Annotated in this window: 21 protein-coding genes; 8 read left to right on the top strand and 13 right to left on the bottom strand. The window is 70.6% G+C overall.

Annotated elements, in window-relative coordinates; translation table 11 throughout:
• Positions 1–180 precede the first annotated feature (180 nt).
• A complete protein-coding gene (locus OHS70_RS35365) occupies positions 181–2889 on the top strand; it encodes a SpoIIE family protein phosphatase (protein WP_328404420.1) in 2709 nt (902 codons plus the stop codon).
• Between the two features lie 42 nt (positions 2890–2931).
• Here the strand turns inward: OHS70_RS35365 and OHS70_RS35360 are convergent, their stop codons facing one another.
• Positions 2932–3414, bottom strand: coding sequence for a nucleoside deaminase (locus OHS70_RS35360; RefSeq protein WP_328404418.1), 483 nt, complete (start codon positions 3412–3414; stop codon positions 2932–2934).
• 197 nt (positions 3415–3611) lie between these two features.
• On the opposite strand from OHS70_RS35360, the gene OHS70_RS35355 reads away from it, so the two are divergent.
• Positions 3612–4337, top strand: coding sequence for a tyrosine-protein phosphatase (locus OHS70_RS35355; protein ID WP_328404416.1), 726 nt, complete (start codon positions 3612–3614; stop codon positions 4335–4337).
• Positions 4338–4349: 12 nt separating this feature from the next.
• On the opposite strand, the gene OHS70_RS35350 is transcribed toward OHS70_RS35355, so the two are convergent.
• Positions 4350–4838: a GNAT family N-acetyltransferase gene (locus tag OHS70_RS35350; protein ID WP_328404414.1), complete on the bottom strand. Its 489-nt coding sequence runs from the start codon at positions 4836–4838 to the stop codon at positions 4350–4352.
• Positions 4839–5035: 197 nt separating this feature from the next.
• On the opposite strand from OHS70_RS35350, the gene OHS70_RS35345 reads away from it, so the two are divergent.
• The gene (locus OHS70_RS35345; RefSeq protein ID WP_328404411.1) at positions 5036–6934 is read left to right on the top strand and encodes a Xaa-Pro dipeptidyl-peptidase; all 1899 of its coding nucleotides are present in this window, start codon (positions 5036–5038) and stop codon (positions 6932–6934) included.
• Positions 6935–6985: 51 nt separating this feature from the next.
• Here OHS70_RS35345 and OHS70_RS35340 read toward each other — a convergent pair whose 3' ends face one another.
• The 4 genes from OHS70_RS35340 to OHS70_RS35325 all read right to left on the bottom strand — a co-directional run bounded on the left by OHS70_RS35340 (position 6986) and on the right by OHS70_RS35325 (position 11232).
• The gene (locus OHS70_RS35340) at positions 6986–7591 is read right to left on the bottom strand and encodes an HD domain-containing protein (protein ID WP_328404409.1); all 606 of its coding nucleotides are present in this window, start codon (positions 7589–7591) and stop codon (positions 6986–6988) included.
• Positions 7592–7600: 9 nt separating this feature from the next.
• Complete coding sequence (locus OHS70_RS35335) at positions 7601–8359, bottom strand: siderophore-interacting protein (protein ID WP_328404407.1); 759 nt, start codon at positions 8357–8359, stop codon at positions 7601–7603.
• 126 nt (positions 8360–8485) lie between these two features.
• Complete coding sequence (gene ligA / locus OHS70_RS35330) at positions 8486–10630, bottom strand: NAD-dependent DNA ligase LigA (RefSeq protein WP_328404405.1); 2145 nt, start codon at positions 10628–10630, stop codon at positions 8486–8488.
• Positions 10627–11232 carry a GNAT family N-acetyltransferase gene (locus OHS70_RS35325; RefSeq protein WP_328404403.1) on the bottom strand — a complete coding sequence of 202 codons (606 nt, stop codon included), beginning with the start codon at positions 11230–11232 and terminating at the stop codon, positions 10627–10629. Before OHS70_RS35325 ends, ligA begins: the two co-directional genes overlap by 4 nt.
• 195 nt (positions 11233–11427) lie before the next feature.
• On the opposite strand from OHS70_RS35325, the gene OHS70_RS35320 reads away from it, so the two are divergent.
• The gene (locus tag OHS70_RS35320) at positions 11428–12861 is read left to right on the top strand and encodes a PP2C family protein-serine/threonine phosphatase (RefSeq protein ID WP_328406127.1); all 1434 of its coding nucleotides are present in this window, start codon (positions 11428–11430) and stop codon (positions 12859–12861) included.
• A 151-nt stretch (positions 12862–13012) separates the two neighbouring features.
• Here OHS70_RS35320 and OHS70_RS35315 read toward each other — a convergent pair whose 3' ends face one another.
• Complete coding sequence (locus OHS70_RS35315) at positions 13013–14506, bottom strand: DNA-binding protein NsdB (RefSeq protein ID WP_328404401.1); 1494 nt, start codon at positions 14504–14506, stop codon at positions 13013–13015.
• A 232-nt stretch (positions 14507–14738) separates the two neighbouring features.
• Between OHS70_RS35315 and OHS70_RS35310 the strand changes: the two genes are divergently transcribed.
• The 3 genes from OHS70_RS35310 (at position 14739) to OHS70_RS35300 (ending at position 20636) form a co-directional block, all read left to right on the top strand.
• Entirely contained in the window at positions 14739–15860 is a 1122-nt protein-coding gene (locus OHS70_RS35310; RefSeq protein ID WP_328404399.1) for an aminoglycoside phosphotransferase family protein, read from the top strand.
• A gap of 424 nt (positions 15861–16284) precedes the next feature.
• Positions 16285–18261: an N-acetylmuramoyl-L-alanine amidase gene (locus OHS70_RS35305; RefSeq protein WP_443062700.1), complete on the top strand. Its 1977-nt coding sequence runs from the start codon at positions 16285–16287 to the stop codon at positions 18259–18261.
• Between the two features lie 170 nt (positions 18262–18431).
• Positions 18432–20636, top strand: coding sequence for a terpene synthase family protein (locus OHS70_RS35300; RefSeq protein ID WP_328404397.1), 2205 nt, complete (start codon positions 18432–18434; stop codon positions 20634–20636).
• An 89-nt stretch (positions 20637–20725) separates the two neighbouring features.
• Here OHS70_RS35300 and OHS70_RS35295 read toward each other — a convergent pair whose 3' ends face one another.
• Positions 20726–21226 carry a hypothetical protein gene (locus OHS70_RS35295; RefSeq protein ID WP_328404395.1) on the bottom strand — a complete coding sequence of 167 codons (501 nt, stop codon included), beginning with the start codon at positions 21224–21226 and terminating at the stop codon, positions 20726–20728.
• 187 nt (positions 21227–21413) lie between these two features.
• Here OHS70_RS35295 and OHS70_RS35290 point away from each other — a divergent pair, with 187 nt between their 5' ends.
• The gene (locus OHS70_RS35290) at positions 21414–21791 is read left to right on the top strand and encodes a hypothetical protein (protein WP_328404393.1); all 378 of its coding nucleotides are present in this window, start codon (positions 21414–21416) and stop codon (positions 21789–21791) included.
• Between the two features lie 803 nt (positions 21792–22594).
• Here the strand turns inward: OHS70_RS35290 and OHS70_RS35285 are convergent.
• The 5 genes from OHS70_RS35285 to OHS70_RS35265 form a co-directional block, all read right to left on the bottom strand.
• On the bottom strand, positions 22595–22843 hold the full coding sequence (locus OHS70_RS35285; RefSeq protein WP_328404391.1) for a DUF397 domain-containing protein: 249 nt from the start codon (positions 22841–22843) through the stop codon (positions 22595–22597).
• 91 nt (positions 22844–22934) lie between these two features.
• The gene (locus OHS70_RS35280; RefSeq protein ID WP_328404389.1) at positions 22935–24101 is read right to left on the bottom strand and encodes a thiolase domain-containing protein; all 1167 of its coding nucleotides are present in this window, start codon (positions 24099–24101) and stop codon (positions 22935–22937) included.
• Positions 24094–25143, bottom strand: a complete 1050-nt coding sequence (locus OHS70_RS35275; protein WP_328404387.1) for a thiolase domain-containing protein — start codon at positions 25141–25143, stop codon at positions 24094–24096. Before OHS70_RS35275 ends, OHS70_RS35280 begins: the two co-directional genes overlap by 8 nt.
• Positions 25143–26087 (bottom strand): Zn-ribbon domain-containing OB-fold protein, encoded by a 945-nt coding sequence (locus OHS70_RS35270; protein WP_328404385.1) that lies wholly within the window; start codon positions 26085–26087, stop codon positions 25143–25145. Before OHS70_RS35270 ends, OHS70_RS35275 begins: the two co-directional genes overlap by 1 nt.
• Positions 26088–26104: 17 nt before the next feature.
• A complete protein-coding gene (locus tag OHS70_RS35265; RefSeq protein WP_328404383.1) occupies positions 26105–26914 on the bottom strand; it encodes a crotonase/enoyl-CoA hydratase family protein in 810 nt (269 codons plus the stop codon).
• Positions 26915–26987 lie beyond the last annotated feature (73 nt).

Below are 26987 nucleotides of genomic sequence, written 5' to 3'. Positions count from 1 at the left end.
CCACGGCAGACCGGCCGCGGTGGCGGCATGCGCGGGAAAACCTTGTGCTGCACAGACCTTGGGGATCAACAGCGGCCTTGGCATGCTTGAGCAACCCGTGGCGCGTGGCGCGTATTCATGGACCCTGGGCTGCGCCGTGCGCGGTTCGCCCGCCGTTTGCCGGAGGTGTAGAAAGAGCTTATGGCCGGACGCTACGGCCGCCCGCGCTCGGTTCTGAGAATGCGAACTGTCGCAGGCCAGGTCTTTCTCCTGCAGGTGGCGATCGTGGTGTTGCTCGTCGCCGCCGCCATGGCCGCTCTCGTCCTCCAGTCCCGCGCGGACAGCGAACGCGAGGCCACCAACCGTTCGGTCGCCGTGGCGGAAACGTTCGCGAATTCACCCGGTATCGAAGAGGCACTGGAAAGCCCCGATCCGACGGCCGTTCTGCAGCCCAAGGCAGAGGCGGCCCGTAAGAAGTCCGGGGTCGACTTCATCGTCGTGCTGAACACGGACGGCATCCGCTACACCCATCCCCTTCCCGACCGGATCGGGAAGCAGTTCGTCGGCAATCTCGAACCGGCCCTGCACGGCCAGGTGGTCACCGAGAAGATCACGGGGACGATCGGGCCGCTCGTGCAGGCTGTCGTGCCCGTCACGGGCAGTAACGGCAAGGTGGTCGGCATTGTGTCGGCGGGCATCACCATCGCCAACGTCAGCGGTGTCGTCGAGGACCAGTTCCCGCTGCTGTTCGGCGCCGCCGCCGGCGTGCTGCTCCTCGCCACCGGCGGGACCGCACTGGTGACCGGCCGCCTGCGGCGGCAGACGCACGGTCTCGGACCGGTCGAGATGACCCGCATGTACGAGCACCACGACGCGGTGCTGCACGCCGTGCGCGAGGGGGTGCTCATCGTCGGCGAGGACGGCGATGTGCTGCTCGCCAACGACGAGGCGCGCCGCCTGCTCGATCTGCCGCCGGACGTGGAGGGCTCCCCGGTCGCGGAGCTGGGCCTCGACCCGCTCACGACCCGGCTGCTGTCCTCGGGCAGGAACGCGACCGACGAGGTGTATCCGGTCGGGGACCGGCTGCTCGCCGTCAACCAGCGCTCGACGGACAAGGACGGCGGACCGCCGGGCAGTGTCGCGACGCTGCGCGACACCACCGAACTGCGTGCGCTCACCGGCCGGGCCGATGTGGCGCGCGGCCGTCTGAAGCTGCTGTACGACGCGGGCACGGAGATCGGCACGACCCTCGATGTAGTGCGCACCTGCGAGGAGCTGACCGAGTTCGCGTCGTCGCGGTTCGCCGACTTCGCCACCGTGGATCTGTCGGAGGCGGTCCTCAACGGCGAGGAGCCGACCGCCACGGGTGCGGACACCGGCATGCGACGAACGGCGTTCACCGGTGCCGGGGACACCGCGCTCTATCCGCTCGGCCACCTGATCCGATTCGTCCCGACCACGCGTATGGGGACCGGCCTGCGCCGGGGCGAGGCGGTGCTCGAGGCGGATCTGCGGTCGCTCTCCGGGTGGCAGGAGCAGGATCCGGTGCGGGCGGCCAAGCTGGTCGAGTACGGCCTCCACTCGATGATCGCGGTCCCGCTGCGGGCCCGCGGCGTCATTCTGGGCGTCGCGATGTTCTGGCGCGCCCAGCGGCCCGAGCCCTTCGAGGCGGAGGATCTGTCACTCGCCGAGGAACTGGTGGCCAGGGCTGCGGTGAGCATCGACAACGCGCGCCGCTACTCGCGCGAGCACACGATGGCGGTGACGCTGCAGCGCAGCCTGCTGCCGCGCGGTCTGCCGCAGCAGGACGCCCTGGACGTCGCCTCCCGCTACCGGCCGGCGCTGGCCGGCCTCGGCGGCCTCGGCGGTGTGGGCGGGGACTGGTTCGACATCATCCCGCTGCCGGGCGCCCGGGTGGCGCTCGTGGTCGGCGACGTCGTGGGCCATGGGCTGCATGCCGCGGCCACGATGGGACGGCTGCGCACAGCGGTTCACAACTTCTCCAGTCTGGACCTGCCGCCGGACGAACTGCTCGGGCATCTCGACGAGTTGGTGGCACGGATCGACCAGGACGAGACCGGGGAGGGCGCGGAGGCCGGTGTCACCGGCGCGACCTGTATCTATGTCATCTACGACCCGGTCACCGGGCACTGCAGCATGGCGCGGGCCGGCCATCATCAGCCGGTGATCGTCCGTCCGGACGGCACGGCCGAGTTCGCCGATGTGCCCGGCGCCCCGCCGCTGGGTCTGGGGAGCCTGCCGTTCGAAACTCTGGAGGTGCAGCTGCCCGAGGGCAGCCGACTGGTGCTGTACACGGACGGGCTGGTCGAGGACCGGGACCGTGAGATCGACGAGGGCCTCGAGCTGCTGCGCCGTACGCTGGCCGAGAACGCGCACCGCTCACCCGATCAGACCTGCGAGGCGGTGCTGCGCGCGCTGCTGCCCGAATCTCCGCGCGACGACATCGCTCTGCTGGTGGGCAGTACGCGCATCCTGGACGCGCGACGGGTCGCCGAGTGGGAGGTGCCGTCCGACCCGGCGGCCGTGGCGCGGGTGCGTGCGGCGGTGACCCGCACGCTGGACGAGTGGGGTGTGGGCGAGGAGGCGTTCACCACCGAGCTGATTCTCAGCGAGCTGGTCACCAACGCCATCCGGTACGCCAACGGGCCGATCGGCGTACGGCTCGTCCGTGGACGTGCACTGATCTGCGAGGTCTCGGACCACAGCAGTACCTCGCCCCACCTGCGGCAGGCGGCCATCACGGACGAGGGGGGCCGCGGCCTTTTCCTGGTGGCGCAGTTCGCGGATCGCTGGGGGACGAGGTACACGGCCGACGGCAAGGTGATCTGGACCGAGCAGCCGCTGCCCGCCGAGAGCCGGCCTCGGCCTGCGGACCTCACCGGCGGCTGAGCCGCACACCGCCGGCCCCACCGGTGCCGGAGGGGCAGCGGCTCATCTTCCGGAGCGGAAGCGGCGGTGGAGCTCGTGCACCTCCTCGGCGAGCTCCGGCACGGGCCCCTGCACGTCGAGGCCGGGGACGACCTCCCCGATGGAGAGGGTGCGTACGGGAGCGTCGGGGACGCCCAGCTCCGTGAGCCAGCCTGCGAGTTGCCGCGAGGAGACCGCGTACACGATGCGGCCGAGGCCGACCCAGCCGTGGGCCGCCGCGCACATCGGGCAGTGCTCGCCGGAGGTGAAGACCGTGGCCGCCCGGCGTTCCTGGGCCGTCAGATGCTCGGCGGCCCATCGGGCGAGGGCGAACTCGGGGTGCCGGGTCTGGTCGCCGAGGGAGCGTTCCCTGTTGCGGTCCTCGGCCAGGACGGTTCCGTCGCCCGCGACGAGCACGGACCCGAACGGCTCGTCACCGGCGTCCACGGCTTCGGCCGCCAGTTCCACACAGCGCCGCAGGTGGCGCAGATCGGTCTCGTCGGACATCGGACTCCCAGGTGCGCGGTGTTCGGTTCGTCGTATGCATACAGTGCCGCTTCCCGCCCGGATATTCCCCTCGGGCCGGTGCGACGGGATCCCGGCAGCCGGCGGCGGGGGCGGCGGCGCGCCGGAGGCCACATGGCACACGTACCCCCTGCGACCCGCTACCGGGGAGGCATGCGTCCGCTCGTAGGCTGATCCGCATGCAAAGACATGTCGAGTTCGAACGCCTGCACAACTTTCGGGACTTGGGCGGCTATCGCGCGTCGGACGGCCGTGCCGTCCGGTGGGGCAGGCTCTACAGGTCCGATTCCCTGGCAAAACTTCAGGGCTCCGACTGGGACCGGTTCCTCGGGCTCGGCGTGCGCACCGTGATCGATCTCCGCTATCCGTGGGAGATAGCGGCGAAGGGCCGGGTGCCCGAGAGCGATTCGTTCGACTACGTCAACCTCAGTGTGGAGCACAGGCCTTACGACCAGGCGGAGATACCGCCCGATCTCGACCCTTGGCGCTATCTCGCCGACCGCTACGCCGAAGTCGCCCTCGACGGGGCGAAGGAGCTGCGTCAGGCCCTTGAACTGGTCGCGGCCGACAGCGGACCGCTGGTGTTCCACTGCGCTTCGGGCAAGGACCGGACCGGACTGCTCGCCGCACTGGTACTCGGACTCGCCGGTGTCCCGGACGACGACATCGCCGCCGACTTCGCGCTGACCGAGCTGGCCACCGAGCGGCTGATCGCCGACTGGCGGGAGGCCAACCCCGGCCGGATTCTGACGTGGCCCGGCTACGGCCGGGCGCCCGAGGAGATCATGCGGCTGTTCCTGGCCGATCTGACCATGACGTACGGATCTCTGCACGCATACGCCACCGGACATCTCGGCATCGACGACGAGCTGATCCGCCGGCTGCGGGCACGGCTTCTGGACTGAACCGCCGTCGGCTCATCCGATCGGGATCACCAACTCCGGACGGTCCCACGGCACCGCGGGCGGACGGGCCGGAACCGTGCCCGTCCGCCGCGCGCCCACGCTGGTGTAGAAGCCTTCGGCGGGCGGATGCGCGACGACGCGGACGGTGCCGAGGCCGGCGGCACCCGCGCGGGTGATCATGTGCTCGACCAGGAGACGGCCGATGCCGAGGCCCTGTGCCCCGTCGGCGACGAACATCAGGTCCAGCTCCGGCGGGGAGAGCACCAGTGCGTAGAAACCGAGCAGCCGGCCGTCCTGTCCGGCGGCCAGGAACACCTCGTGGATCTCGATGTAGTCCGGGCCCACCCGGTATCCGGCGACCATCGACTCATAGGGGCCCTCGTAGGCACGTGACGCGCGCACCAGGCGGGTGAGACGCCTGGCGTCCCGGGCGGTGGCACGCCTGATCTGCGGCGTCTCATGGCGCGCGCCCTTGTCCGGCCCTGCCGCGTACGGGGTCATGGAGCGATTATGCCCCTTACCGAATGCGGCCCGTCACCGATCCGGACCAGCGTGCCCACGCCTGCGCGGGTACGACGGCGGTTACGGACATGGGACGTGCGTGGCGCGTGTTGCGGTCTGGCGCGGGCCGCGGTGACGCGATGGAATGTGCGCGCGCGTCCTGCGTGATCGTCACTTCCCCGGTTTCTGGAGGCTCGATGGCGTCACCCCTTTTCTTACCGGCGGCACGGAGGGTGGGCGTCGCCGCGTTCGCCGTCGCGTCCCTGCTGGCTGCGCTGCCCACGCCCGCCGCGCCGGCGGAGCGCCCGTCGCTGAAGATCGTCGACAACCGGACGCAGCCCGCGTTCTCCCGCGCCGATGCCGTTGCGCAGCAGGTGGACGTCGAGACGGAGACGGACAGCGACGGCGACGGCCGCCGCGACACCGTGCGGATGCGGATCCTGCGCCCGAAGGAGACCGACGCCGGGCTGAAGGTCGCCACCGTCATCGAGGCGAGTCCCTACTGGGGCGGCGGGAACGATGTGCCCTTCCACGAGGTCGATCTCGACGCGGACGGCCTGCCGGTGGGCAGGCGGATGTCCGGCGCGAAGCGGCTGCCCGGGGCGATCGGGCCGTCCGTGCCGTTCCCGGGGTACACGGACAACTACTTCCTGCCGCGCGGCTACGCTGTCGCGCAGGTGGACAGTCTCGGCACCGGGGACTCGACGGGCTGTCCGACCTCGGGCGGCCACAACGAGACGCTCGGCGCCAAGGCGGCCGTCGCCTGGCTGGGCGGCCGGGCCCGCGGGTGGGACCTGGACGGCAGGCCCGTGAGCGCGTCCTGGTCCACCGGCAATTCGGCGATGATGGGGATCTCGTACAACGGGACGCTGCCGACCGCGGTCGCCGCGACCGGGGTGAAGGGGCTCAAGGCGATCGTGCCGATCTCCGGGATCTCCTCCTGGTACGACTACTACCGCGCGAACGGCGGGGTAGTGGCGCCGGGCGGCTATCAGGGCGAGGACACCGACATCCTCGCCAAGGGCGTGTACAGCCGGGCCGACCGGGAGATCTGCGGGCCGGTGCTGGACGGCCTGACGGCCGATCAGGACCGGGTGAGCGGCGACTGGAGCCCGTTCTGGGCGGAGCGCAACTATCTGCCCGGTGTGCGCAACATCCGGGCCGGGGTCTTCCTCGTCCACGGTGGCAACGACTGGAACGTCAAGACCCAGCACTTCGGGCAGCTGTGGGACGCACTGAAGAAGCACGACGTACCGCGCAAGCTGTGGCTGCACCAGGCGGGGCACACCAATCCGATGCCACTGCGGATGGAGGAGTGGCTGGCGCAGCTCCACCAGTGGTTCGACTACTGGCTGTACGACCTGGACAACGGCGCCCTGGACGCACCCCCGGTCGATGTGGAGCAGGCGGACTTCACCTGGCGCACGCAGTCCGACTGGCCCGCGCGGGGCACGCGTGACGTGACGCTGTGGCTGGACGAGGACGGGCTGGCACCGCTGCCGGCACGGCCGGCGAAGCAGTCACTGACCGATGCGGGGCGCACCGTCAGGGCGGAGAAGCTGGTGGCCGCTCCCGATGTCGAGCATGCGAACCGGCTCGCGTACACGACCGGTCCGCTGGCGAAGGAGGTGCGGGTGAACGGTGTGCCCATCGTCTCGGTGCGGGCCTCGCTGGAGGGGACGTCCCCGTATGTGACGGCGCTGCTGGTCGACTACGGCAGCGACACCCGTGCGAGTGCCGGCACGATCGCGGACACCTCGCGGCTGATCTGCTACGGCGAGGGGATCCCGGGTGACACCGGCTGCACCTACCGGACGCGGCACCGCACCGAGAGCGCCGACTTCAAGATCGTGTCGCGTGGCTGGCTGGACGCCCGCAACCGTCACTCCCCCGCCCGGCAGGACAAGGTCGTGGAGGGAAGGGAGTACCGGTTGAAGTGGGACATGCAGCCGCAGGACTACGTCTTCAAGAAGGGGCACCGGCTCGGTGTGGTACTGATCTCGACGGACTACGACCACACGCTGCGCTATCCGGCGGGCACGAGGATGAGCGTGCGGACCGGCATCAGCAGCGTGACTTTGCCGGTCATCCGCTGAGCGCGCGGTCGTCGGCGGTCCGTGCCTCGCCGCACGGCCCGCCGACGGCGGTCATCGCACGGGGTACGAGGCCTGGAACGCCAGCCGCGCATCCGCCCCTTCGCCGATGGCGGTGAGCAGTTCGTCGAGTTCGAGGAACTCCTCCCAGGCCGCCCGGCCACCGGCGGCAGCGAGCCGCGCCACGAACAGGTCCTCGAGGTCGGGCACTCGCTTGTTCTTCCACACCTTGTCCGCCAGGCTCACGAGCAGGTCCTCGATGCCGGCGGCGCCGCCGGCCACCTTGTCCGCCCAGCTCGCGTGGGTGGCGGCGAACCGGGCCAGACGCGGACCGATGCCGTGCTCCAGCAGGAGTTCACGGCCCGCCTCCTCATGGAGGCTGCCGGCGCCGGTCAGTTCGCCGGTGTGCAGGACCTTCCCCACATCGTGGGTGGCGGCACCGAAGAGCGCCGCTTCGCGGTCGAACGGCAGGTCGGGATGGCGCCGGGCGAGCCAGTCCGCGAGCTGGTGCGCCACATCGTGCACGGCACGCAGATGCGCCGCTAGACGGGGCGGTGCCGCCAGTCGGCACAGCAACTCGGCCGCCTCGCCCGGCAGGGGGCGCAGGGGCGGATCCGTGGCATCGTGCAGGGCGCGCAGCAGCAGGCCGGTTCCGGTCATGACACCAGGCTATGCATCCTGTCCACCACTCCGGTCGGACGATCGGACAGGGCGCCAGTAACCCAGGGCATTCACCCGGTCCTTGGGCAGCTCCAGCTCCTTGCGGACGTACGAGGCGAGGGTCCGGGTGGTCGTCGTGTCACAGGCGATCCACATGTACGCACCGGCCCGGTCGTCGAGCAGTCCCGGCAGCTGCGACGTCACCGCGTTCACCAGATCGGCGCCGCCGTCACGGCGGGGGATGCGGCGCACTTCGTGGCGCGCGGGGTCCACTCGCAGCGGCAGGTCGGGGTCCGAGTCATGCGTGGTCTCGAACCAGATCGTGGCGGGCACCCGGGGCATGGCGTCGAGCAGAGTGTTGATCGCGGGCAGCGAGGCGGGGTCGCCGACGACGAACAGATGTGAGGGTTCGGGGGCGGGGGCGGTGAAGCCGCTGCCCTGGAGCGTTGCTTCGACGGTGTCGCCGGGCTGCGCCTTGCGGGCCCACTCGCTGGCGCAGCCGTCGTGAAGGGCGAACTCGAGGCTGAACGAACCGGCGGCCGGATCCGCGTCGACCACCGTGTAGGCGCGCTGATGCGGCTTACCGGCGTTGCTGAACCAGATGCGCACCCACATGGTGGGGTGGACACCCGTTTGCGCGAGCATCCCGCCGTCCGTGAAGTGCACCCGCCGGAAGTGATCAGTGACATCCTCCGCGCCGGTCACGGTGAACTCGAAGTCCTTGCCGCGCAGCAGCTTCAGGACGACGCCTTCCCAGCCATGTCCCACCGAGGTCCCCTCCCCTGAGCCCGGGATCACCTCCCGAACACATGCGCTCCAAGTTAGGTCACCCTAACCTAATTCACGTGTTCGTGCGTGAGGTGCGGGGGCCGGCCGCCACCGCCCCGCCCGCGATCAGGCCTGTGTGTCGAGGAAGTCCGCGACCATGGCGGCGAACTCGTCCGGAGCGGCGATGCGGGTACCCAGCTCGTCGGCCTTGGCCCGCTTGGATCCGGCGCCCTCCCCGGCGACCAGGAGCGAGGTGCGCTTGGAGACGCTGGAGGACGACTTGCCGCCGGCCCGCTCGATGAGTTCGTTCATCTGGTTGCGGGACAGCTTCTCCAGCGCTCCGGTCATGGCGCCGGTCACAACGACCGTCATGCCGTCGAGCGGTCCGGTGGTTCGTGACTGCTCGACGCCTTGGCCGGTGCCCTCCTTCCCGTCCTCGCCGTCGGCGGCCGGTCCGGCTACGGGCGGGGTCGCGCCCGGTTCGCTCATGTTGACCCCTGCGGCGGTGAGCCGGTCGATGAGCGGGGCAAGCTCGGCGAGCTCGGCGACGACCGTCCTCGCCTTTTCCGCACCGATGCCGTCGACCTGCTGCAGCGCCTCGACGTCGGCCGCGCGGACGTGTTCCATCGTCGCGAAGTGACGGGCGATGCGACGGGACATGGAGCGGCCCGTGCCGCGTACACCGAGGGCGCAGAACACCCTCGACAGCGGCCGCGTGCGCGCCGTCTCGATGGCCGCCAGCAGATTGTCGGTGCTCGTTGCGCCCATCCGGTCCAGCTCCAGCAGCTGCTCGCGGGTGAGAGTGAACAGATCGGCGATGTCGCCGACCAGGCCGGCGTCTACGAGCTGGACGACGCGGGTCGCGCCGAGCCCTTCGATGTCGAGCTGGTCGCGCCCGGCGGCGTAGGAGACGGACGCCACCAGATGGCAGTTGCGCCCGCGCACGCACCGCCAGCGCTGCTCGGAGGTGTCTATGTCGGAGCCGCACTGCGGGCAGGCGTCGGGGAAGGCGATCGGCTTCTCGTCACCGGTGCGCAGATGTGCGACGGGAGCTTCGATGCGCGGGATGATGTCGCCCGCCTTGTACACCATCACCCGGTCCCCGAGCCGCAGATCGCGGCGGGTGATGTCGGAGGGGTTGTGCAAGGTCGCGTAGGTGACGGTCGACCCGTCGATCTCGACGGGTTCCAGCACGGCGCGGGGCGCGATGATGCCCGTCCGGCCCACGTTCCACTCCACGTCGAGCAGCGTGGTGACCTTTTCCACGGCCGGGAGCTTGTACGCGATGGCCCACCGCGGGGCCCGTGAGCCCGAACCGGCCGCGGCCTGGTCGGCGGCGGCGTCCGCCTTCACCACGATGCCGTCGATTCCGAACGGCAGTTCCGGCCGGGCGGCACCGATCTCGTCGATCCTCGCCTGGATCTCGTCGACCGTCGTCAGGGTGCGGGGCGCGACGGCGGTGCTGTCCGCCGTGTGCACGCCGAGGTCCGCCACGTACCGCATGACCTGGCTGTGCGGCCACTCACCGAGCCGCTGGGCGAGATCCGCCTCCGAGTCGGGCAGCGCCAGCGCGCCGTACCCGAAGAAGGTCATCTGCACCGTGTACGCACGGTCCTTGGCGCGCAGCGTGCCCGCCGCGCCGTTGCGCGGGTTGGCGAAGGGGGCGCCGCCGTGTCCGGTGCGCACGGTGTTCGCAGCCTCGAACTGCTCGTTCGTCATGAGCACTTCGCCGCGCACCTCGAGCGTCACCGGCTCGGTGAGCTCGTCCGGCAGACCGACGACGGTGCCTATGGCATGGGAGACGTCCTCGCCGGCGCTGCCGTCACCACGGGTGACGAGACGGGTCAGCCGCCCCTTCTCATAGCGTGCCGCTATCGCGAGGCCGTCGAGCTTCGGCTCGACGCTCCACACCTCGACCGGCCGGCCGATGCGCCGCTCCACCGATGCGGCCCATGCGGCGAGTTGCTCGGCGGAGAAGACATTGTCGAGCGACAGCATCGGGATCGTGTGCGGCACATCGCCGACCGCGGCACCGCCGGCGACCTTGCCGGTCGGCGAGTCGGCGGAGATCTCATCGGGATGCGCCTGCTCGTACGCCGCGATCCCGCGCACCAGCCGGTCATAGGTGTCGTCGTCGAGGGTGCTCTCGCCCGTCGCGTAGTACGCGGCGGCGGCCTGCGCCGCGGTCTGGACGGCCTCGGCGTAGGCGGTGGCGTCGGTGACGGCAGCCGCGGGAGCAGCAGCGGCGGAAACGGCGGGTGAAGTCGTCATGTCCCCATACTGCCGTCCACCACTGACAATGGCCCTGACCTGCTGTTCTCCTGGGCCCGGCGGATGTGCAGATGGCCGTCGTTCGGGAAGGGCGGACGGGCCGGAAGGGTTGTCTCGTAGCGGAACCCGCACTTCTGGGCGACACGGCAGGAGGCGGTGTTGTCCACCTGGTGCAGAAGTTCGAGGTGGCGCAGGCCGTCGTCGGCGAAGCTCTCGAAGGCCCATGCGGTGAGCGTGTCCAGTGCGCGCGGGGCGACGCCCGTGCCCCGGGCGCCGGCGACGGTCCAGTAGCCGACCTCCGCGCCCGGTGCGCCCGGATCGGGCCGCTTGAGGACGACATTGGCGACCAGCCGGCCCTCCGTGCCGTCCTCGGGCTCCTCGAACCCGGCGAAGGCGAGGTAGGTTCCCGTCAGCCGGCCCTGGTGCCGGATGTCCAGCCAACGCAGCGCGTCGTCCTGGTTGTCCACGGGCGTCCTGGTGAAGCGGCGAAGGTCCGGATCGCGGTAGGCGGCGATGAGGGCGGGCAGGTCCCTCTCGTGCCATGGGCGCAGCAGCAGAGCCGGCGACAAAGTCGTGGCCGGCGCCCGAAGTTGGCTGGTCATAGCTACTCCCCCGTATACCCGCGCGTAACTCCTGTTCCCCCGCAGATTACCCGGAGAGCCTATGGCATATGACAAAGGCACCACCGGATCGAGTGTTGCCAAATGCCTTACGGGCCATCGCTCCCTGTGCAACAGTCGTAACCGGTCCCCCCTGTCGGGACCTTGGCCGTGGCCGCGCCTGTATCGGAGTACGACATGCCGCCCCATGTGTTCGCGGACCTTCCCGCCCAGCCGCCGGAGCACGAGACCGTTGATGCGCTGATCTCCCAGACGCGTCAGTTGCGCGGAGGCATCGACGCCGTACGTCGGGACGCCGCAGTGGCCGAGGACGACCCGCAGGGCAGATGGCAGCGGGCGCTGTGCGACCTGGCGGTCCATCATCTCGAGGATCTCGGCGCACATCTCGGGCAGCTCAAGGAGGGTCTGCCGCAGGAGGGCGCCGACGCCGTCGACAGCGAGCTCGCCGAGTACGAGGCGGACGGCGCGGCGGCCACCGGCTCGCTGCTCAGCCGGGTCGGCAGCGCGGAGTGGAATCTGCTCACCGACGAGGTCAGCTGGTCGGACGAGCTGTACCAGATCCTCGGGCGCGATCCGGCCGGCGGCCCCATGTCCCTGGACGAACTGCCGTCCATGGTGTTCGCGGAGGACCAGTCGCTGCTCACCGCGCTGGTGACCGACTGCCTGGTCGACGGACGACCCATCGACGGCGAGTTCCGGATGGTCCGCGCCGACGGATGCGTGCGCACGGTGCACATGATGGGCGAGCCCGTCCTCGACGCGGACGGTTGCACCGCATCGATGTGGGCGGTCCTGCGGGACGTGAGCGAGTTGCGCCGCAGTCAGCGCGCCGTGCGTGAGACCCGTGACTCGCTGCGCCGCAGGCAGCACATCGAGGAGACCGAGCGCCGGCTCGCGGTCGAGATGCAGGAGGCGGTCCTGCCCCCGTGGCGCGGGTCGCTGCAGTTCCCCCTGGACGGCCCCGCCGCGCTGGACGTCGCCGCGCACTATCTGCCGTCGGCGAGCGGTGCACTGATCGGTGGCAATTGGCACGACGCGCTGCAACTGCCCGGTGGTGACTCACTGTTGAGCGTGGGCGACCTCACCGGACATGGGGTCGCCGCGACCTCGGGAATGGCCACGGTCCTGGGTGCGCTGCGCGGCATGGCCGTGGCGGGCATCCACCCGGGGCAGCTGATGGAGCATCTCAACCAGCTGCTGGACACCTCGTCACAGCCCGCCCTGGGAAGCGCGGTGTGCTGCCGCTACGACCCGGTGGCCCGCACCCTCTCCTGGGCGCAGGCAGGGCACCCCGCCCCGGTGCTGTTCCGCAACGGGACGGGACGCGCGCTCGCCACACCCGGCGGTGTGCTGCTGGGAGCAACCCCCGGCGCGACATACGAGCAGGCGGAACTGGCCCTCCTGCCCGGTGATCTGCTGGTCCTGCACACCGACGGGCTGACGCACAGGGACGTGGCCGGCGAGTGCGACACGGGCCGGCTCACGGCTCTGGCGCCGCGCTTCGCCAAGGCCCGTGACGCGCAGGAGTGCGTGCGTGTGGTCGTCGAGGAGTTCGGTGAGAACGACCGCGAGGTCGACGCCTGTGTGATGGTGGCAAGGATCAGCTCGTAGCGGGCGGGCGAGACTCTGCTACGAGGGCAGTGATGTACGGGAGTTGAGTGACGGGGTCGCCTGTGCGGTAGGGCGCGTGCGGGCGCGAGCGGCTTTGCTCACCTGGTACCGACCCGTCCGGCGGACGGATCCGGAGAACGGTCCGGAGCGTCTAGATCTCGGTGCTCCTCAGCTTCTTCGAGGGGCTGTTGGGCAGTGCGATCTGAATCTCCTCACGCAGATCCTCGATCCTCGCGTATCCGGCGTACTGACCCGTGAGCCGGTACATCTCCCGCAGCCTGTCCCAGGTGCGGTGCGAGGAGGTCTCCCCCATCGACACCAGCGCCAGCCTGGCGTAGCGGTCGGCCTGTTCAGGGTCGTCGGCGATGAAGCAGGCCGAGGCCAGCGAGATGTAGTCAAAGATCTTCGAGCGCTGCCGCCCGCCCTCGCGCAGCTCCAGTGCCCGCTTTGCGTGCCGCTGTGCGGTGCTCGCCGCGCCGGGTTCGTGGTCCGCCAGGGTGCGATAGGCCAGCGCCTGCATGCCGTGCATGTCCGCCTCGTCGAACAGCTGCATCCAACTGGGCGGCGGGACATCACTCCTGTCGGACACGAAGAGCTCCTCCGCCTCGCCGAGGGTACGGCGCATGGCCTGCCCCTGGCCCATGGATGCCTGCGCCCAGGCCTCGATGGTGTGCAGCATCGCCCGGGTGCGCGGGAGGGTCTGTTCCCCGGAACCGGACTTGGCGAGCTTCATCAGGTCCAGCGCGTCGTCCGGACGTCCGAGATGGACCATCTGGCGGGCCGCTCGGGACAGGGCTTCGCCGGCGCGCGGCCGGTCGCCGCCCTCGCGTGCCGCATGCGCGGCGATGACGAAGTACTTCTGGGCGGTGGGTTCGAGGCCGACGTCGTGGGACATCCAGCCGGCGAGAACGGCGAGATTGGCGGCGACGCCCCACAGACGCCGCTGGAGGTGATCGGGGTGGCGGTAGGCGAGCATGCCGCCCACTTCGTTGAGCTGCCCCACGACGGCCTTGCGCTGAAGCCCGCCACCGCGGGAGGCGTCCCAGGCGCGGAACACCTCGACGGAGCGCTCCAGCGCGTCGATCTCCTGCGACCCGATGGGGGCGGCCTCGTAGCGGTCGAACCCAGCGGAGTCGGCGTGCAGGGGGTCGGTGAATCGAGGAGCGTCCCGGGAGATTGCCGGATCTGTCTTGAGCCAGTCGTGCATGGCACTGCTGAGTGCTGAGCCCGCGGCGAGCGCCGCGCCCGCGCCCACCAGGCCGCGTCGGTTGAGCATGAGGTCCATTCCCGTGAATTCGGTGAGGACCGCTGCCGTCCGGTCGGGCGCCCACGGCAGACCGTCAGGGTTGCCTGCTCCCTGCACGTCCCGCCGCTTACCCGTGCGCCCGCTGCGTACGAACCCGAGGTCCTCGATGGTCACGACACGACCGAGTCGCTCGGTGAACAGGGCTGCCAGCACTCTGGGGACGGGATCGCGCGGGGTCTCCCCCATGTCGATCCAACGCCGCACCCGCGAGGTGTCGGTCGCCAGCTGCGGGTGGCCCATGGCCGCCGCCTGCCGGTTCACGAGTCTTGCGAGTTCGCCCTTGGACCAGCCGGCCAGGCCGAACAGGTCGTTCAGGCGGGTGTTGGGTTCTCCGCTCACGTCAAGCCCCCAGGTTCTCGGCTGAGTTGACAGTAGCCCGGTGGCAGTTGCGTTGCGACTATTCGCCACGGTTCGCCAGGGTGCGCCAGATGGTGTGCCACCCGCGGCCGGGTGTCAGGTAGGAACGCGCCACCTCGCCCCGGCAGCCGGTCGCATTCCCCAGGGTGTTTCCGGTTGTCGGGGCGGGGCAGCGCACGCAACTCGTCGGCACACGAAGGGATCTGTCTCTCCCATGTACACAGCATCGTCCTCCGTGTCCGCCCCGCCCCGGCCGCAGCGCACCGCCGTCGCGGCCGGCACCGGACCGTATCTCGACCCCACCCACACCGGCCGTGCACGCAGGCCTGCTGGGACGGTCGCCCAGCCCCTCAGCGGGAGAATCGACTTGTCCGGTCCTCAGGGCGCTCAGCTGCGCAAAGCTGTCGCGTCGGTGCACCGGATCTGCCCGGAGTTCAACCCCGTGCAGGTGCTGCGCCGCAGCGGACGATCCGTTCTGATCGTCGGAACCACGGGGCGTACCACTGCCGTTGCCAAGTGCTTACTCGACCACTCCCCCGTCTGGGTCGAGCACTTCAGGCACGAAATAACGTCTTACCGCGCGTTCGTGCGACACCGCCCTCCGGTGCGGGTGCCTCGCCTGATCGCCGCGGACCCGGAGAACTGCACGCTGGTCATCGAGCGGATGCCGGGCCGTGCGGCGGCGCTGGCCCGGCATCCTGTCGAGGCTCCGTCGCGCGCGGATGTACGGACCGCGCTCGGCGCGATCGCCCGGCTCAACAGCTGGCGGCCGCCGGCCGGCATGTTCGACGCTCCGCTCGACTACGGCTCGCGGATCTCGCGCTACCACGAGCTGGGGCTGTTCACCGATCGCGACCTCGGCGACCTGCAGAAACTGCTGCACGGTCTGACGTACGCGGGCGGCCGGCAGGGCGTCGGTCAGTTCTGCCACGGCGACGCACTGCTCTCCAACATCCTTCTGTCGCCGACCGGCCCGGTGCTGGTCGACTGGGAGCACGCGGGCTGGTATCTGCCCGGCTACGACCTGGCGACGTTGTGGGCGGTGCTCGGTGACGCACCGGCGGCGCGCCGTCAGATCAGCCAACTGGCGCAGCAGGCGGGGACGGCGGCACGGGACGCGTTCCTGGTGAATCTGATGATCGTGCTGACCAGGGAGATCCGTACGTACGAGACGGCCGTGCAGCGCGCGATGCGTGACGCCTCGCCCGCGGGTGCGTCGCAGACGCATCCTGGCGGTGTACCGGCCGGCGAAGAACAACGTCTGCTGCTGCGAAGGCTGCACGACGACTGCGCGATGGCCCGCCGGGCCGTACGCGCGGCGGTCGGCACTCGCTGATCGACCGCCCACCGAGGGGGAAGCGCGCTGCGCGTCCGGTGCCGACACACTGGGCGCGCAGCGCGCTGTGCGTGTGCGGCCCGGGGGCCGCCCGCCCGGGCACATACGCCGCACCGGCACACACGTCCGCGCGTCCGCCCCCGGAACTCCGGCCGAGCTGTTCGGCCGACGGTTCGACAGTCAGAGGGCGATTGTTGCGCCGCGACGCCGGGCGGGGCGACCCGCCCCTAACGGGGGACATTGGTTCATGCCACTGACGCGCCGCAGGCCCGTGCGCCGTCTTCGCGAAACTCCGCGACACGTCCGCTGACGTGCATATTCCTTGCCGCGTTGCATGATTGACGGATCGTCCGGGACCCGATACCCCTGTTCGTTGTCCGTCCCCCGCAAGCCCTTCGCGCACCCCTCGTCACTGGAGGCCGCATTGCCAGGATCAGACCTTGCACCGCGAGCGAGCGCCCGTCGCCGGCTGACAGCCGCGAGCGCGGTGGCGTGCGCCGCACTGTTGCTGCCGCTGGTCTCGGCCGGGCCGTCCGCCACCGCGCCGCGGCCCCCTGCCGGGGCGCTGCAGGACACCTTCGCCGACGCAGCCGCCGAGTACGACGTGCCGCCGGGCCTTCTGCTCGCCGTGTCCTATCTGCAGTCCCGCTGGGACACGCACGGCGGTGCGGCGAGTGTGACCGGCGGCTACGGGCCGATGCATCTGACGGATGCAAGGACCGCTCTGGCCGACGCACCCCATCATTCGCACGGCGCCGAGAACGCCCGCGGCGACGACGCGCGCGCTCCGCGCACGGTGTCCAGGGCCGCCCTGGCCAAGGTGGCCGAAGGCGTCGAACTGCCGCCACGGCTGCGGACCCTGGACCGGGCGGCCGGGCTGTCCGGGATCTCCGCGGCTGAATTGAGAGACAGTCCTGCCGCCAATGTGCGCGGCGGCGCGGCGCTGCTCGCCGCGGCGCAGAAGGAGCTGGGGAGGCCGCTGAGCGACGACCCGGCCGACTGGTACGGGGCGGTGGCACGCTACTCCGGCGCCGACGACACGGCGACCGCCGCGACGTACGCCGACGATGTCTTCGATGTACTGCGCACGGGCGAGTCTCGCACGACGGACAGCGGTCAGCGGATCGTGCTCACCGCCGACCCGGGCATGGCTCCCGACCGCACCCAGCTCGCGCGCCTCGGACTGCGGACCGCCGATACGTCGGGGACCCAGTGCCCTGTCACCGTGGCCTGCGAGTGGATCCCCGCGCCGTACGAGGAGTTCGGCGAGGGTGACTACGGAAATCACGACAAGGCGAACCGCCCCGACTCGCAGTCGGTGGACTACATCGTCATTCATGACACCGAGGCCTCCTGGGAGACCACGCTCAAACTGGTTCAGGACCCGACCTATGTGTCCTGGCAGTACTCCCTGCGCTCCTCGGACGGGCATGTCGCCCAACATGTGCCGCTGAAGGATGTGGCCTGGCACGCCGGGAACTGGTTCGTGAACGCCAAGTCGGTGGGCCTGGAGCACGAGGGTTTCCTGGTGTCGCCGGACGCCTGGTACACGGAGGCGATGTACCGCTCGTCTGCCCGGCTGGTGCGGTATCTCGCCAACCGTTACGGCATCCCGATGGACCGTCAGCACATTCTCGGCCACGACAACGTGCCGGGCACGACGGCGGCGACGATCCGCGGGATGCACACCGATCCGGGGCCGTACTGGGACTGGGCGCACTACTTCCGGCTGCTCGGCAGGCCGTTCACGCCCGCCGTGGGTACGGACGCCCCGGCGGTGACCATCCGCCCCGACTACACACGCCACCAGCCCCTGTACACAGGCTGTGTGACAGCAGGTCAGGCATGTGCGCCGCACGGTTCGGGCGCGGTACGGCTGCACACGGCGCCGAGCGTGAGCGCCCCACTCGTCAAGGACATCGGTCTGCGCCCGGGCGGCGAGGACTCGACGACCGGTGTCAACGACACAGGGGCGCGCGCCTCGACGGGCCAGCAGTTCGCTGTGGCCGGACGGCAGGGCGAGTGGACGGCGATCTGGTACCTGGGCCAGAAGGCCTGGTTCCACAATCCGCCTACGCAGCCGACAGCGGTGGGCGCACGGACGCAGGTGCTCACACCGAAGGAGGGCGTCGCGGAGGTGGCGGTGTACGGGCGGGCCTATCCGGAGGCTTCGGCCTATCCGGCGGGCGTGCCGGTGCAGCCACTCTCGCCGCTGCCGTACAAGCTGCTCGCGGGCCAGCGGTACGTGGTCGGCGGCCTTGTGCCGGGCGAGTACCTGTACGCGACGACTTTCGACACGGCGGGGCACCAGGTGATCCGCGGCAAGGAGATGTACTACGAGGTCCAGTTCGGGCACCGCGTGGCTTTCGTGAAGGCGTCGGACGTGCGCGCGCTGCGCTAGAGGCCACGGGAGCCGCCGGCCATGAGGGCTGGCGGCTCCGTCATTCATTTGTCCGCTTGTGCGACTGATCGGCCGGATGCGTGCACGCTCCGGGCGACGGGTAGGCCTCGCCCGTCCTGACCCGGTCCGCGCCCAGGTGCGCGGATGCACACCGAAAGGCCCAAACGCACATGGCACAGCCCTTCGTACTGCCGGATTTCTATGTTCCGCATCCGGCGCGGCTCAATCCCCATGCCGATGAGGCGCGTCGGCACACCAGACGCTGGGCACGCGGAATGGGAATGCTGGAGGGGTCCGGCATCTGGGAGGAGAGCGACCTCGAGGCGCACGACTACGCCCTGCTGTGCGCGTACACCCACCCCGACTGTGATGCGGAGGCCCTCAGCCTGGTCACCGACTGGTATGTGTGGGTCTTCTTCTTCGACGACCACTTCCTGGAGATCTTCAAACGCACGCAGGACCGTGCGGGCGGCAAGGCCTATCTGGACCGGCTGTCCGCGTTCATGCCGCTGGATCGCTCCCAGGGAACGCCCGAGCCGACCAATCCGGTCGAGGCGGGGCTCGCCGATCTGTGGGCGCGGACCGTGCCGAGCATGTCGTCCGCCTGGCGGGCGAGGTTCGCGGAAGCCACCGAGAACCTCCTGAACGGGTCGATGTGGGAGCTGTCCAACATCAACGAGGGCCGGATCGCCAACCCGGTCGAGTACATCGAGATGCGCCGCAAGGTCGGCGGCGCCCCCTGGTCCGCCGGACTGGTGGAGTACGCGGCGGGGGTCGAGGTGCCGGAGTCGGTCGCCGGCTCCCGGCCGTTGAGGGTCCTGCGCGACGCGTTCTCCGACGGCGTGCATCTGCGCAACGACCTCTTCTCCTACCAGCGTGAGGTCGAGGACGAAGGCGAGCTCAGCAACGGTGTGCTGGTGCTGGAGACGTTCCTCGGCTGTTCGACCCAGGAGGCCGCGGAAGCCGTCAACGACCTGCTGACCTCGCGGGTCCAGCAGTTCGAGAACACGGCGCTCACCGAAGTGCCCGCCCTGTGCGCGGAGAAGGGGCTGAGCCCGGCCGAGTGCGCGGCGATCGCCGCCTACACGAAGGGACTTCAGGACTGGCAGTCGGGCGGCCATGAGTGGCACATGCGTTCCAGCCGCTACATGAACGAGGGCGTGGACCTCAACGGCTCGCCGGCCGCCGGTGTGCTGGGCACGTCGGCGCTCGACATCAGGACGCTCTTCGGCCGTCCGGCCGCCGCCCGGCTGCGCAGCCTCACGCATCTGCCGTGCAAGGTGGGCCCGTCGTGGCTGCCGGACTTCGACCTGCCGTTCGCCCTGTCGCTCAGCCCGCATCTGGAGAACGCCCGCAGACGGTCCATCGCGTGGGCCGGCCGCATGGGTCTGCTCAACGACATCTGGGACGAAGCAAAACTCGCCGGGTTCGACTTCGCGCTCTGCTCGGCCGGGATCGACCCGGACGCCACACCCGAGGAGCTGGAGCTCAGTGCCGAGTGGCTGACCTGGGGGACCTACGCAGACGACTACTACCCGTCGGCTTTCGGCAGGTCACGTGATCTGGCCGGCGCCAAACTCTGCAACGAACGGCTGCGGGCCTGTATGCCCGTCGACGCGCCCGAAACCGGTGCGGCCGTCGCGGTCGCTCCCCTGGAGCGGGGGCTCGCCGATCTGTGGGCACGAACGGCCGGGCCGATGTCCCCCGGCGCCCGCGGGGCCCTGCGCACTGCAGTCGACGTCATGCTGGAGAGCTGGCTGTGGGAGCTGCACAACCAGGCCCAGCACCGCGTTCCCGACCCGGTCGACTACATCGAGATGCGGCGGCACACCTTCGGCTCCGAGCTCACCATGAGCCTTGCCCGGCTGCGGCGGGAGGGGCAGCTCTCACCCGAGATCTACGCCGGCGGCCCCGTGCGCAGCCTGGAGAACGCCGCCATGGACTACGCCTGCCTCGTGAACGACTTCTTCTCGTACCAGAAGGAGATCGAGTTCGAGGGCGAGGTGCACAACGCTGTGCTGGTGGTGCGGACCTTCTTCGACTGCGACCACTCGACGGCCGCCGCGATCGCCGACGATCTGATGCGGTCCCGGCTGCGCCAGTTCCTTCACGTGAAGGAGCACGAACTCCCTCTGGTGCACGAGGACTTCGGGATGGACGAGGAGAGCAGGACGGCCCTGGACGCGTACGTCGGTGAGCTGGAGGACTGGCTCACAGGCATCCTGAACTGGCACCGGAAGGTCCGCCGATACCGCGAGGAGGATCTGCGCTCCGGAGCGGCTGCGCGGCTGCTCGGCGCCCCCACGGGCCTCGGCACATCGGCTGCCCGCCTGGCATCGCTGCTGCCCGCTCAGCGTGCGGCGGTGGTCGTGTAGCCGTCCGCAGTCCGCCGGGCCGCACAACAGAACTGCCCGGGCACCGGCCTGGGCAGTGGTGGCGGGATGCGGTGGCGCCCCCGGGGAATTCAGCCCTGCTGGAACAGTTCCGCGGGCAGCGGCTTGAGCAGCGCGTACAGATCGTCGGTGATCGGGCGGTCCCAGCTGGCGATCGTGACGAGCACATTGTCGCTGCGGTCGAACTGGACGCAGGAGATACGGCTTTCGGAGAGCTTGACGCGGCGCACGATCAACAGGTTGTCGCCCTGCATCACCGGTGTGTCCTCGGTGCCGACCACCTGCACGGACTCGTCGTTCTCGAGCGCGATCAGCAGCTGGGCGACCTCGAAGGGAACCTCTCCGTCCGCCACCTCACGGGCGGGCGAGCCCTCGGGCAGATTGCCGATGATCATCGCCGGGCCACGGCCGCCGAACAGGTCGTAGCGCAGGAAAACACCCTGGCAGCTGCCGTCGGGAGCGGGCAGCAGACCGGCGCCGAGATTGCCGGGCCAGTCGCCCGGGTCCATGGCCAGGACATCGAAGTCCGGACCCGCGGGTGTGGCGGCGCTGCGGCGGCGGAGGAACGACATACGGCCATGGTACGTGCCCGGGCGGAGTCGGCCGAGCCGGGTGAGCGGCTCCGGGACGTTTGAACGCGACGGCGGCGGTCTCCGTATCTGTGGAGGTACCGGCACGAGCGAGAACCGGGCGGGAGGACATGAGCGAGGAGCAGCGTCCGCCGCGAGTATTTCCGTACCGACACGTGAGGAACAGCCCATGAATGACCCCATCAGTCCTGCCCTGCAAGCGCTCCCGGACGGTGAGGCGGAGCTCCGTCTGGTGGTCCGTCTGCAGTGGGAGGACGTCGCCGCGCTGGGACAGGAGGCCGGGCGGCTGGCCGCCCAGATGCAGCGCCCCGTGGGCCTCGACGAGGCCGCCCAGCACCGGTTGCGCAGCCGGTCGGCCGGCCATGCGAAGCCTGCGCCGGAGCGCGGTCAGCAGCTGCCGCCGGCGTCGGCGTCGATGTCCGCGCCCACGACGTCGACGGTGTCGTCGCTCACCGCCCGTAGCCCCGGTGAGCATGCCCGCCAGGCGATAGAGAAGATCAACGGGTCAGTGGGCCTGGGACACCCGCCGAGCCAGACGTCCGCCTGACCCCCGTCGTCCGCCTGACGCCTCCGGTCCGTCCCCGACCCCCACCTTCGCCGATGGGAGAGGACACCGGGACGGACCGCCGGGCGGACCGGCGGGGCGGCGGCCCCTGCCAGGTACGCGCCGCCCACCGGGACAGGGCGACAGGCGAGGGCCGGGCGTGCATCGGTCCGGTATGCGCCCGGCACGGGTGCTCGCCGGACACCGTCCCTGCCGACGGCGATTGTCGACAGGCCGGTGGTCCTGCGCGGGCGAACGGCACTGCCGATGGGCGCTCGTCCCGGGCGTGGCGCCCGACCCGCCGGCGGTTGCGCGTGAGTGAGTGTGCGCGCATTCCGCGCCTGCCGCTGCGCCTGCGGTGCAGACCGTGGACCTCGCCGCCTCCGGGCCGGCATCTGCACGGGATCACAAGATCCACGGCCTGCGCCGCAGGCGGTGCAAAGTCCCCGGACGAGCGGCCGGCGGTGCCGCTCACCGCGCCGACCAGGCGCAAACGCCGTTCGCATCTCCGCCCGGCCGGGCCCCGGTCGTCCCGGTTCTGCCGCGCTGCCGTGGCTGCGAGCCGAGGAGCTCGCGGCCGGTGGCCACGCTCATGCCTTCGGCACGGCCATCGACGTCACGCTCGCGGAGCTGCGCTCAAGGTATTCCTCCGGGCGGTCGGGCATCGATCCCGGCGGACGACGTGCCCGCATCCTGCCCGGCCGACCACGCGGGGCTCGCGGCGCTGACCTGCCTCCGTGCACTGTCCCGGCCCGTCAGCGCCGCGGTCCTGCGGCTGTCCCGTCCCGTGGGAGACGGCCGGGGCGTCAGGTGAGGTCGAACTCCCCGTCGCGTGCGTTCAGGACGAAGGCTCGCCACTCGGCCGGCGTGAAGATCAGCGACGGGTTCTCCGGCCGCCTGCCGTTGCGCATGGCGATGAAACCTTCGACGAAGGCGATCTGAACGTCTCCCATTCCCTGGCTGCTCGACTGCCAGTCGGCACGGCTGAGGTCCAGCTCCGGCTTGTCCCAGCCCGACAACAACTGCGTGGTAGTGGTGGTGGTGCTCTCGGCCACGTCCCTGCTCCTCCCGCATCGTCTCCGGGCCAGCCTAGCGATCGTCCCGGGTCACGGACAGGTCGCGGGCCGGCCCCGGCATGGCGCACCGTCAGATCGCGGGCGACTCGGCGCCGACCAGCCACATGGAGAAGAACTGCGACCCTCCGCCGTACGCGTGGCCGAGCGCTCTGCGGGCCCCTTCGACCTGGTGCTCGCCGGCCTGTCCGCGAACCTGGAGGGCCGCCTCGGCGAAGCGGATCATGCCGGACGCCCCGATCGGGTTGGTGGACAGCACCCCGCCCGAGGGGTTGACGGGCAGATCGCCGTCGAGTTCGGTCACGCCTGATTCGGTGAGCTTCCAGCCCTCGCCCTCCGCGGAGAAGCCCAGGTTCTCCAGCCACATCGGCTCGTACCACGAGAACGGCACGTACATCTCCACCGCGTCGATCTCGCGGCGCGGATCCGTGATGCCCGCCTGGCGGTAGACGTCCGCCGCGCAGTCCTTGCCGGCCTGCGGGGAGACGAAGTCCTTGCCGGCGAACAGGGTGGGCTCGCTGCGCATGGCGCCACCGTGCACCCAGGCGGGCGGGTGCGGTGAACGCGCCGCGCCCGCACGGTCGGTGAGGACCATCGCACAGGCGCCGTCGGAGGAGGGGCAGGTCTCGGAGTAGCGGATCGGGTCCCACAGCATGGGCGAGGCCTGGACCTTCTCCAGCGTGATGCCGTGCTCGTGCAGATGGGCGTACGGGTTCTTCAGCGCGTTGCGCCGGTCCTTGTAGGCGACGAGCGAACCGACGGTGTCGGGCGCCCCGGTGCGCCGCATGTAGGCGCGTATGTGGGGGGCGAAGAATCCGCCCGCGCCCGCCAGCAGCGGCTGCTGGAAGGGGATGGGCAGGGACAGGCCCCACATCGCGTTCGACTCCGACTGCTTCTCGAAGGCGAGGGTGAGGACCGTGCCGTGCACGCGGGAGGCCACCAGGTTGGCGGCCACGAGTGCGGTGGACCCGCCGACCGAGCCCGCGGTGTGGACGCGCAGCATGGGTTTGCCGACCGCGCCGAGTGCGTCGGCGAGATAGAGCTCGGGCATCATCAGCCCCTCGAAGAAGTCGGGGGCCTTGCCGATGACGACCGCGTCGATGTCCGCCCAGGAGAGCTCGGCGTCGTCCAGGGCACGACGGGCGGCCTCGCGGACCAGGCCCGCGATGGACACGTCCCGGCGGGCGGCGACGTGCTTGGTCTGGCCGATGCCGATGACGGCCACGGGCTCTTTACGCATGCGCCTCTCCTTCGAGAACGGCGACGAGGTTCTGCTGCAGACAGGGGCCGGATGTGGCGTGGGCGAGCGCGCGGTCGGACTCGCCGCGGCAGATGCGGGCGGCGGCCTCGCCGATGCGGATGAGGCCGGTGGCCATCACCGGGTTGGCGGCAAGGGCTCCGCCGGACGGGTTGACCCTCACTGTCTCGTCGAGGTTGAGGGCCCTGCGCAGCACGACTTCCTGGGAGCTGAAGGGGGCGTGGAGTTCGGCGGTGTCGACGCGCCGCTCGAAGGCCCCGGCACGCTCGGCGGCGAGGCGGGTGGACGGTGAGTCGGTCAGGTCGCGTACGCCGAGGCTGTGCGGCTCGATCCGGTGATCCATGCCGCGGATCCAGGCGGGACGATCACACAGGTCACGCGCCCTGTCGCCGGCGGCGAGGATGACGGCGGCGGCGCCGTCGCCGATCGGTGGGCAGTCGGCGGTGCGCAGCGGGTGGACGACGTGGTCACCCCGCGGCACCTCCCCCTTCAGCTGAGCGTGCGGATTGGCCGTGGCGTCCGCGCGGCTGCGGGCGGCGGCTTCGGCCAGCGCGGGCTCGTCGGTGGCGCCCGCGTCGATCAGGGCTTGGGCCTGGAGGGCGGCGAGGGAGACGGAGTCGGGCCAGAGCGGGGCGACGTAGTAGGGGTCGAGCTGGCGGGTCAGCACATCGCGCACCTCGCCGGACGACGACTTGCCGTAGGCGTAGACCAGCGCGGTGTCGGCCTCACCGGTCAGCAGTTTCACCCAGGCCTCGTACAGCGCCCATGCGCCGTCCATCTCCACATGGGACTCGGAGATCGGCGGCCAGGCGCCGACACCGTCGAGCGCCATGGTGAAGGAGAACGCCCGCCCGGCGAGGTAGTCGCTGGACCCTGAGCAGGTGAAGCCGATGTCCGCGGTCTGCAGTCCGGTCCGGGTGAGGACCTGGTGCAGGACCGGCATCAGCATCTCGACCTCGGAGAGTTCGTCGCTACGGCGCCTGTGGTCGGTCTGCGCGAAGGCGACGATCGCCACGTCTCGCATCACAGCAGCTCCTTGTAGGTGTCGTAGCCGGCGTCGGGCTCGCCGGTGGGCCGGTAGTGGTCGGGGTGGCGGGCGCCCTCGGTCCACACCGGTTCGACACGCAGGCCCATGCGCACCTGGTCGTACGGGATGCCGCCGATGCGTGCGTGCAGGGCGAGATCGGCGCCGTCGAGGGCGATGTGGGCGTAGACGTACGGAACCTCGATGTCCAGATTCTTCGCCTTGATGTTGACGATGCAGAACGTGGTCACCGTGCCACGAGGGCCGGCCTCGACCTGGTCGGTGGTGGCGACGCCGCAGGTGGGGCAGGCGCCGCGGGGCGGGACGTACACCTTGTGGCAGGACGGACAGCGCTCGCCCACGATCCGGCGCTCGGCGAGTGCCTCGAGGTAGGCGCTCGTGGCGCGGCCGGGTGAGTAGGTGTAGTCGAGCCGGGCCGGGGCGACGATGCCGGTCACCGGGTCGGCGAACGTCCCGCTGTGGGGGCTCGCGGGGGCGGAGGATTCCCCGGCGTACGCCTCGAAGCAGGCGATGTCCGTGATGGCGCCGCTGCGCTCCGCGGCCCAGCGGACGCGGACCCGCATGCCGGTGCGCACCGCCTCGGGGCCGGGTGCGTCCAGGGCATGGAGGAGGGCCGTGTCGGCTCCGTCGAGCCGCACGAGGACCCAGGCGAACGGGGTGGCGAGCGGCTGGCCGCGGCGCGGTTGCGGGTTCCAGGCCCATGTGGTGACGGTGCCGGTCGCGGCGACCTCGACCAGGTCCCGCAGTTCCTCGGCAGTGGCGGGGTCGTACTCGACGGGAGGGACGAGCACATTGCCGTCGCCGGTGCGCACCCCGAGCACGGTCCGCTCGCGCAGGCCGGTGAGGAAGGCGCTCTGCACCGGGCCGAGCGAGCGCGTGAAGGGGAATTCGACGACGAGCGGTGCACGGAGGACTTCGGGCATCGGGCGGACTCTCCTTGTCAGGCGCGCCGGTAGACGGGGGGCCGTTTCTCGGCGAAGGCGAGGGCGCCTTCCTTGGCGTCGGCCGTGTCGAAGACCGGCCAGCCGCGCACGAGTTCGGCGGCGAGACCCTCGGTCTCGGTCATCTCCGCGGCCTCGTACACCGACGCCTTGACGGCCTCGACGGCGAGCGGGCCGCAGGCGTTGATCTGTTCGGCGATCGTGAGCGCCTTGTCCAGGGCGGTGCCGTCGGGGACGACATGGCCGACGAGTCCGATGCGCTGTGCCTCGTCGGCGCTGTAGGGGCGGCCGGTGAGCAGCATCTCGAGGGCGTGGGTGCGCGGGATCTGGCGGGGCAGCCGTACGGTCGAGCCGCCGATCGGGAAGAGTCCGCGCCGCACCTCGAACAGTCCGAAGGTGGCGCTCTGCCCGGCGACACGGATGTCGGTGCCCTGCAGGATCTCGGTTCCGCCGGCGACGCAGTGGCCCTCGACGGCGGCGATCACCGGTTTGCGGGGCCGGTGGTGGCGCAGCATCGCCTTCCAGTGCAGATCGGGGTCCGCCTTCATCCGGTCGCGGTACTGCTGCCCTTCCATGTCCTTGCCCGCGAGGGCTTTCAGGTCCATGCCGGCACAGAAGGAGCTGCCGGCCCCGGTCAGCACGATGGAGCGGACGCTGTCGTCCTCGTCGGCCGCGAGCCAGCCGTCGTGGAGCCCGACGAGCATGGCGATGGAGAGTGCGTTCCTGGCCTCGGGCCTGTTGAGGGTGAGCACCAGCGTCGCGCCTTCGCGCTGCACGGTGAGGTGTTCGGTACCACCATCTCGTCCCATGTGCGGATCTCCCCTGCGTGGACGTGCCCCTCCGGTGACCTAGAACAGGTTGCAGTAGGCGGGGGTCCAGTTC

Source organism: Streptomyces sp. NBC_00390 (assembly GCF_036057275.1).
GTDB lineage: Bacteria > Actinomycetota > Actinomycetes > Streptomycetales > Streptomycetaceae > Streptomyces.
This window is presented reverse-complemented; position numbering and strand designations above follow the sequence as displayed.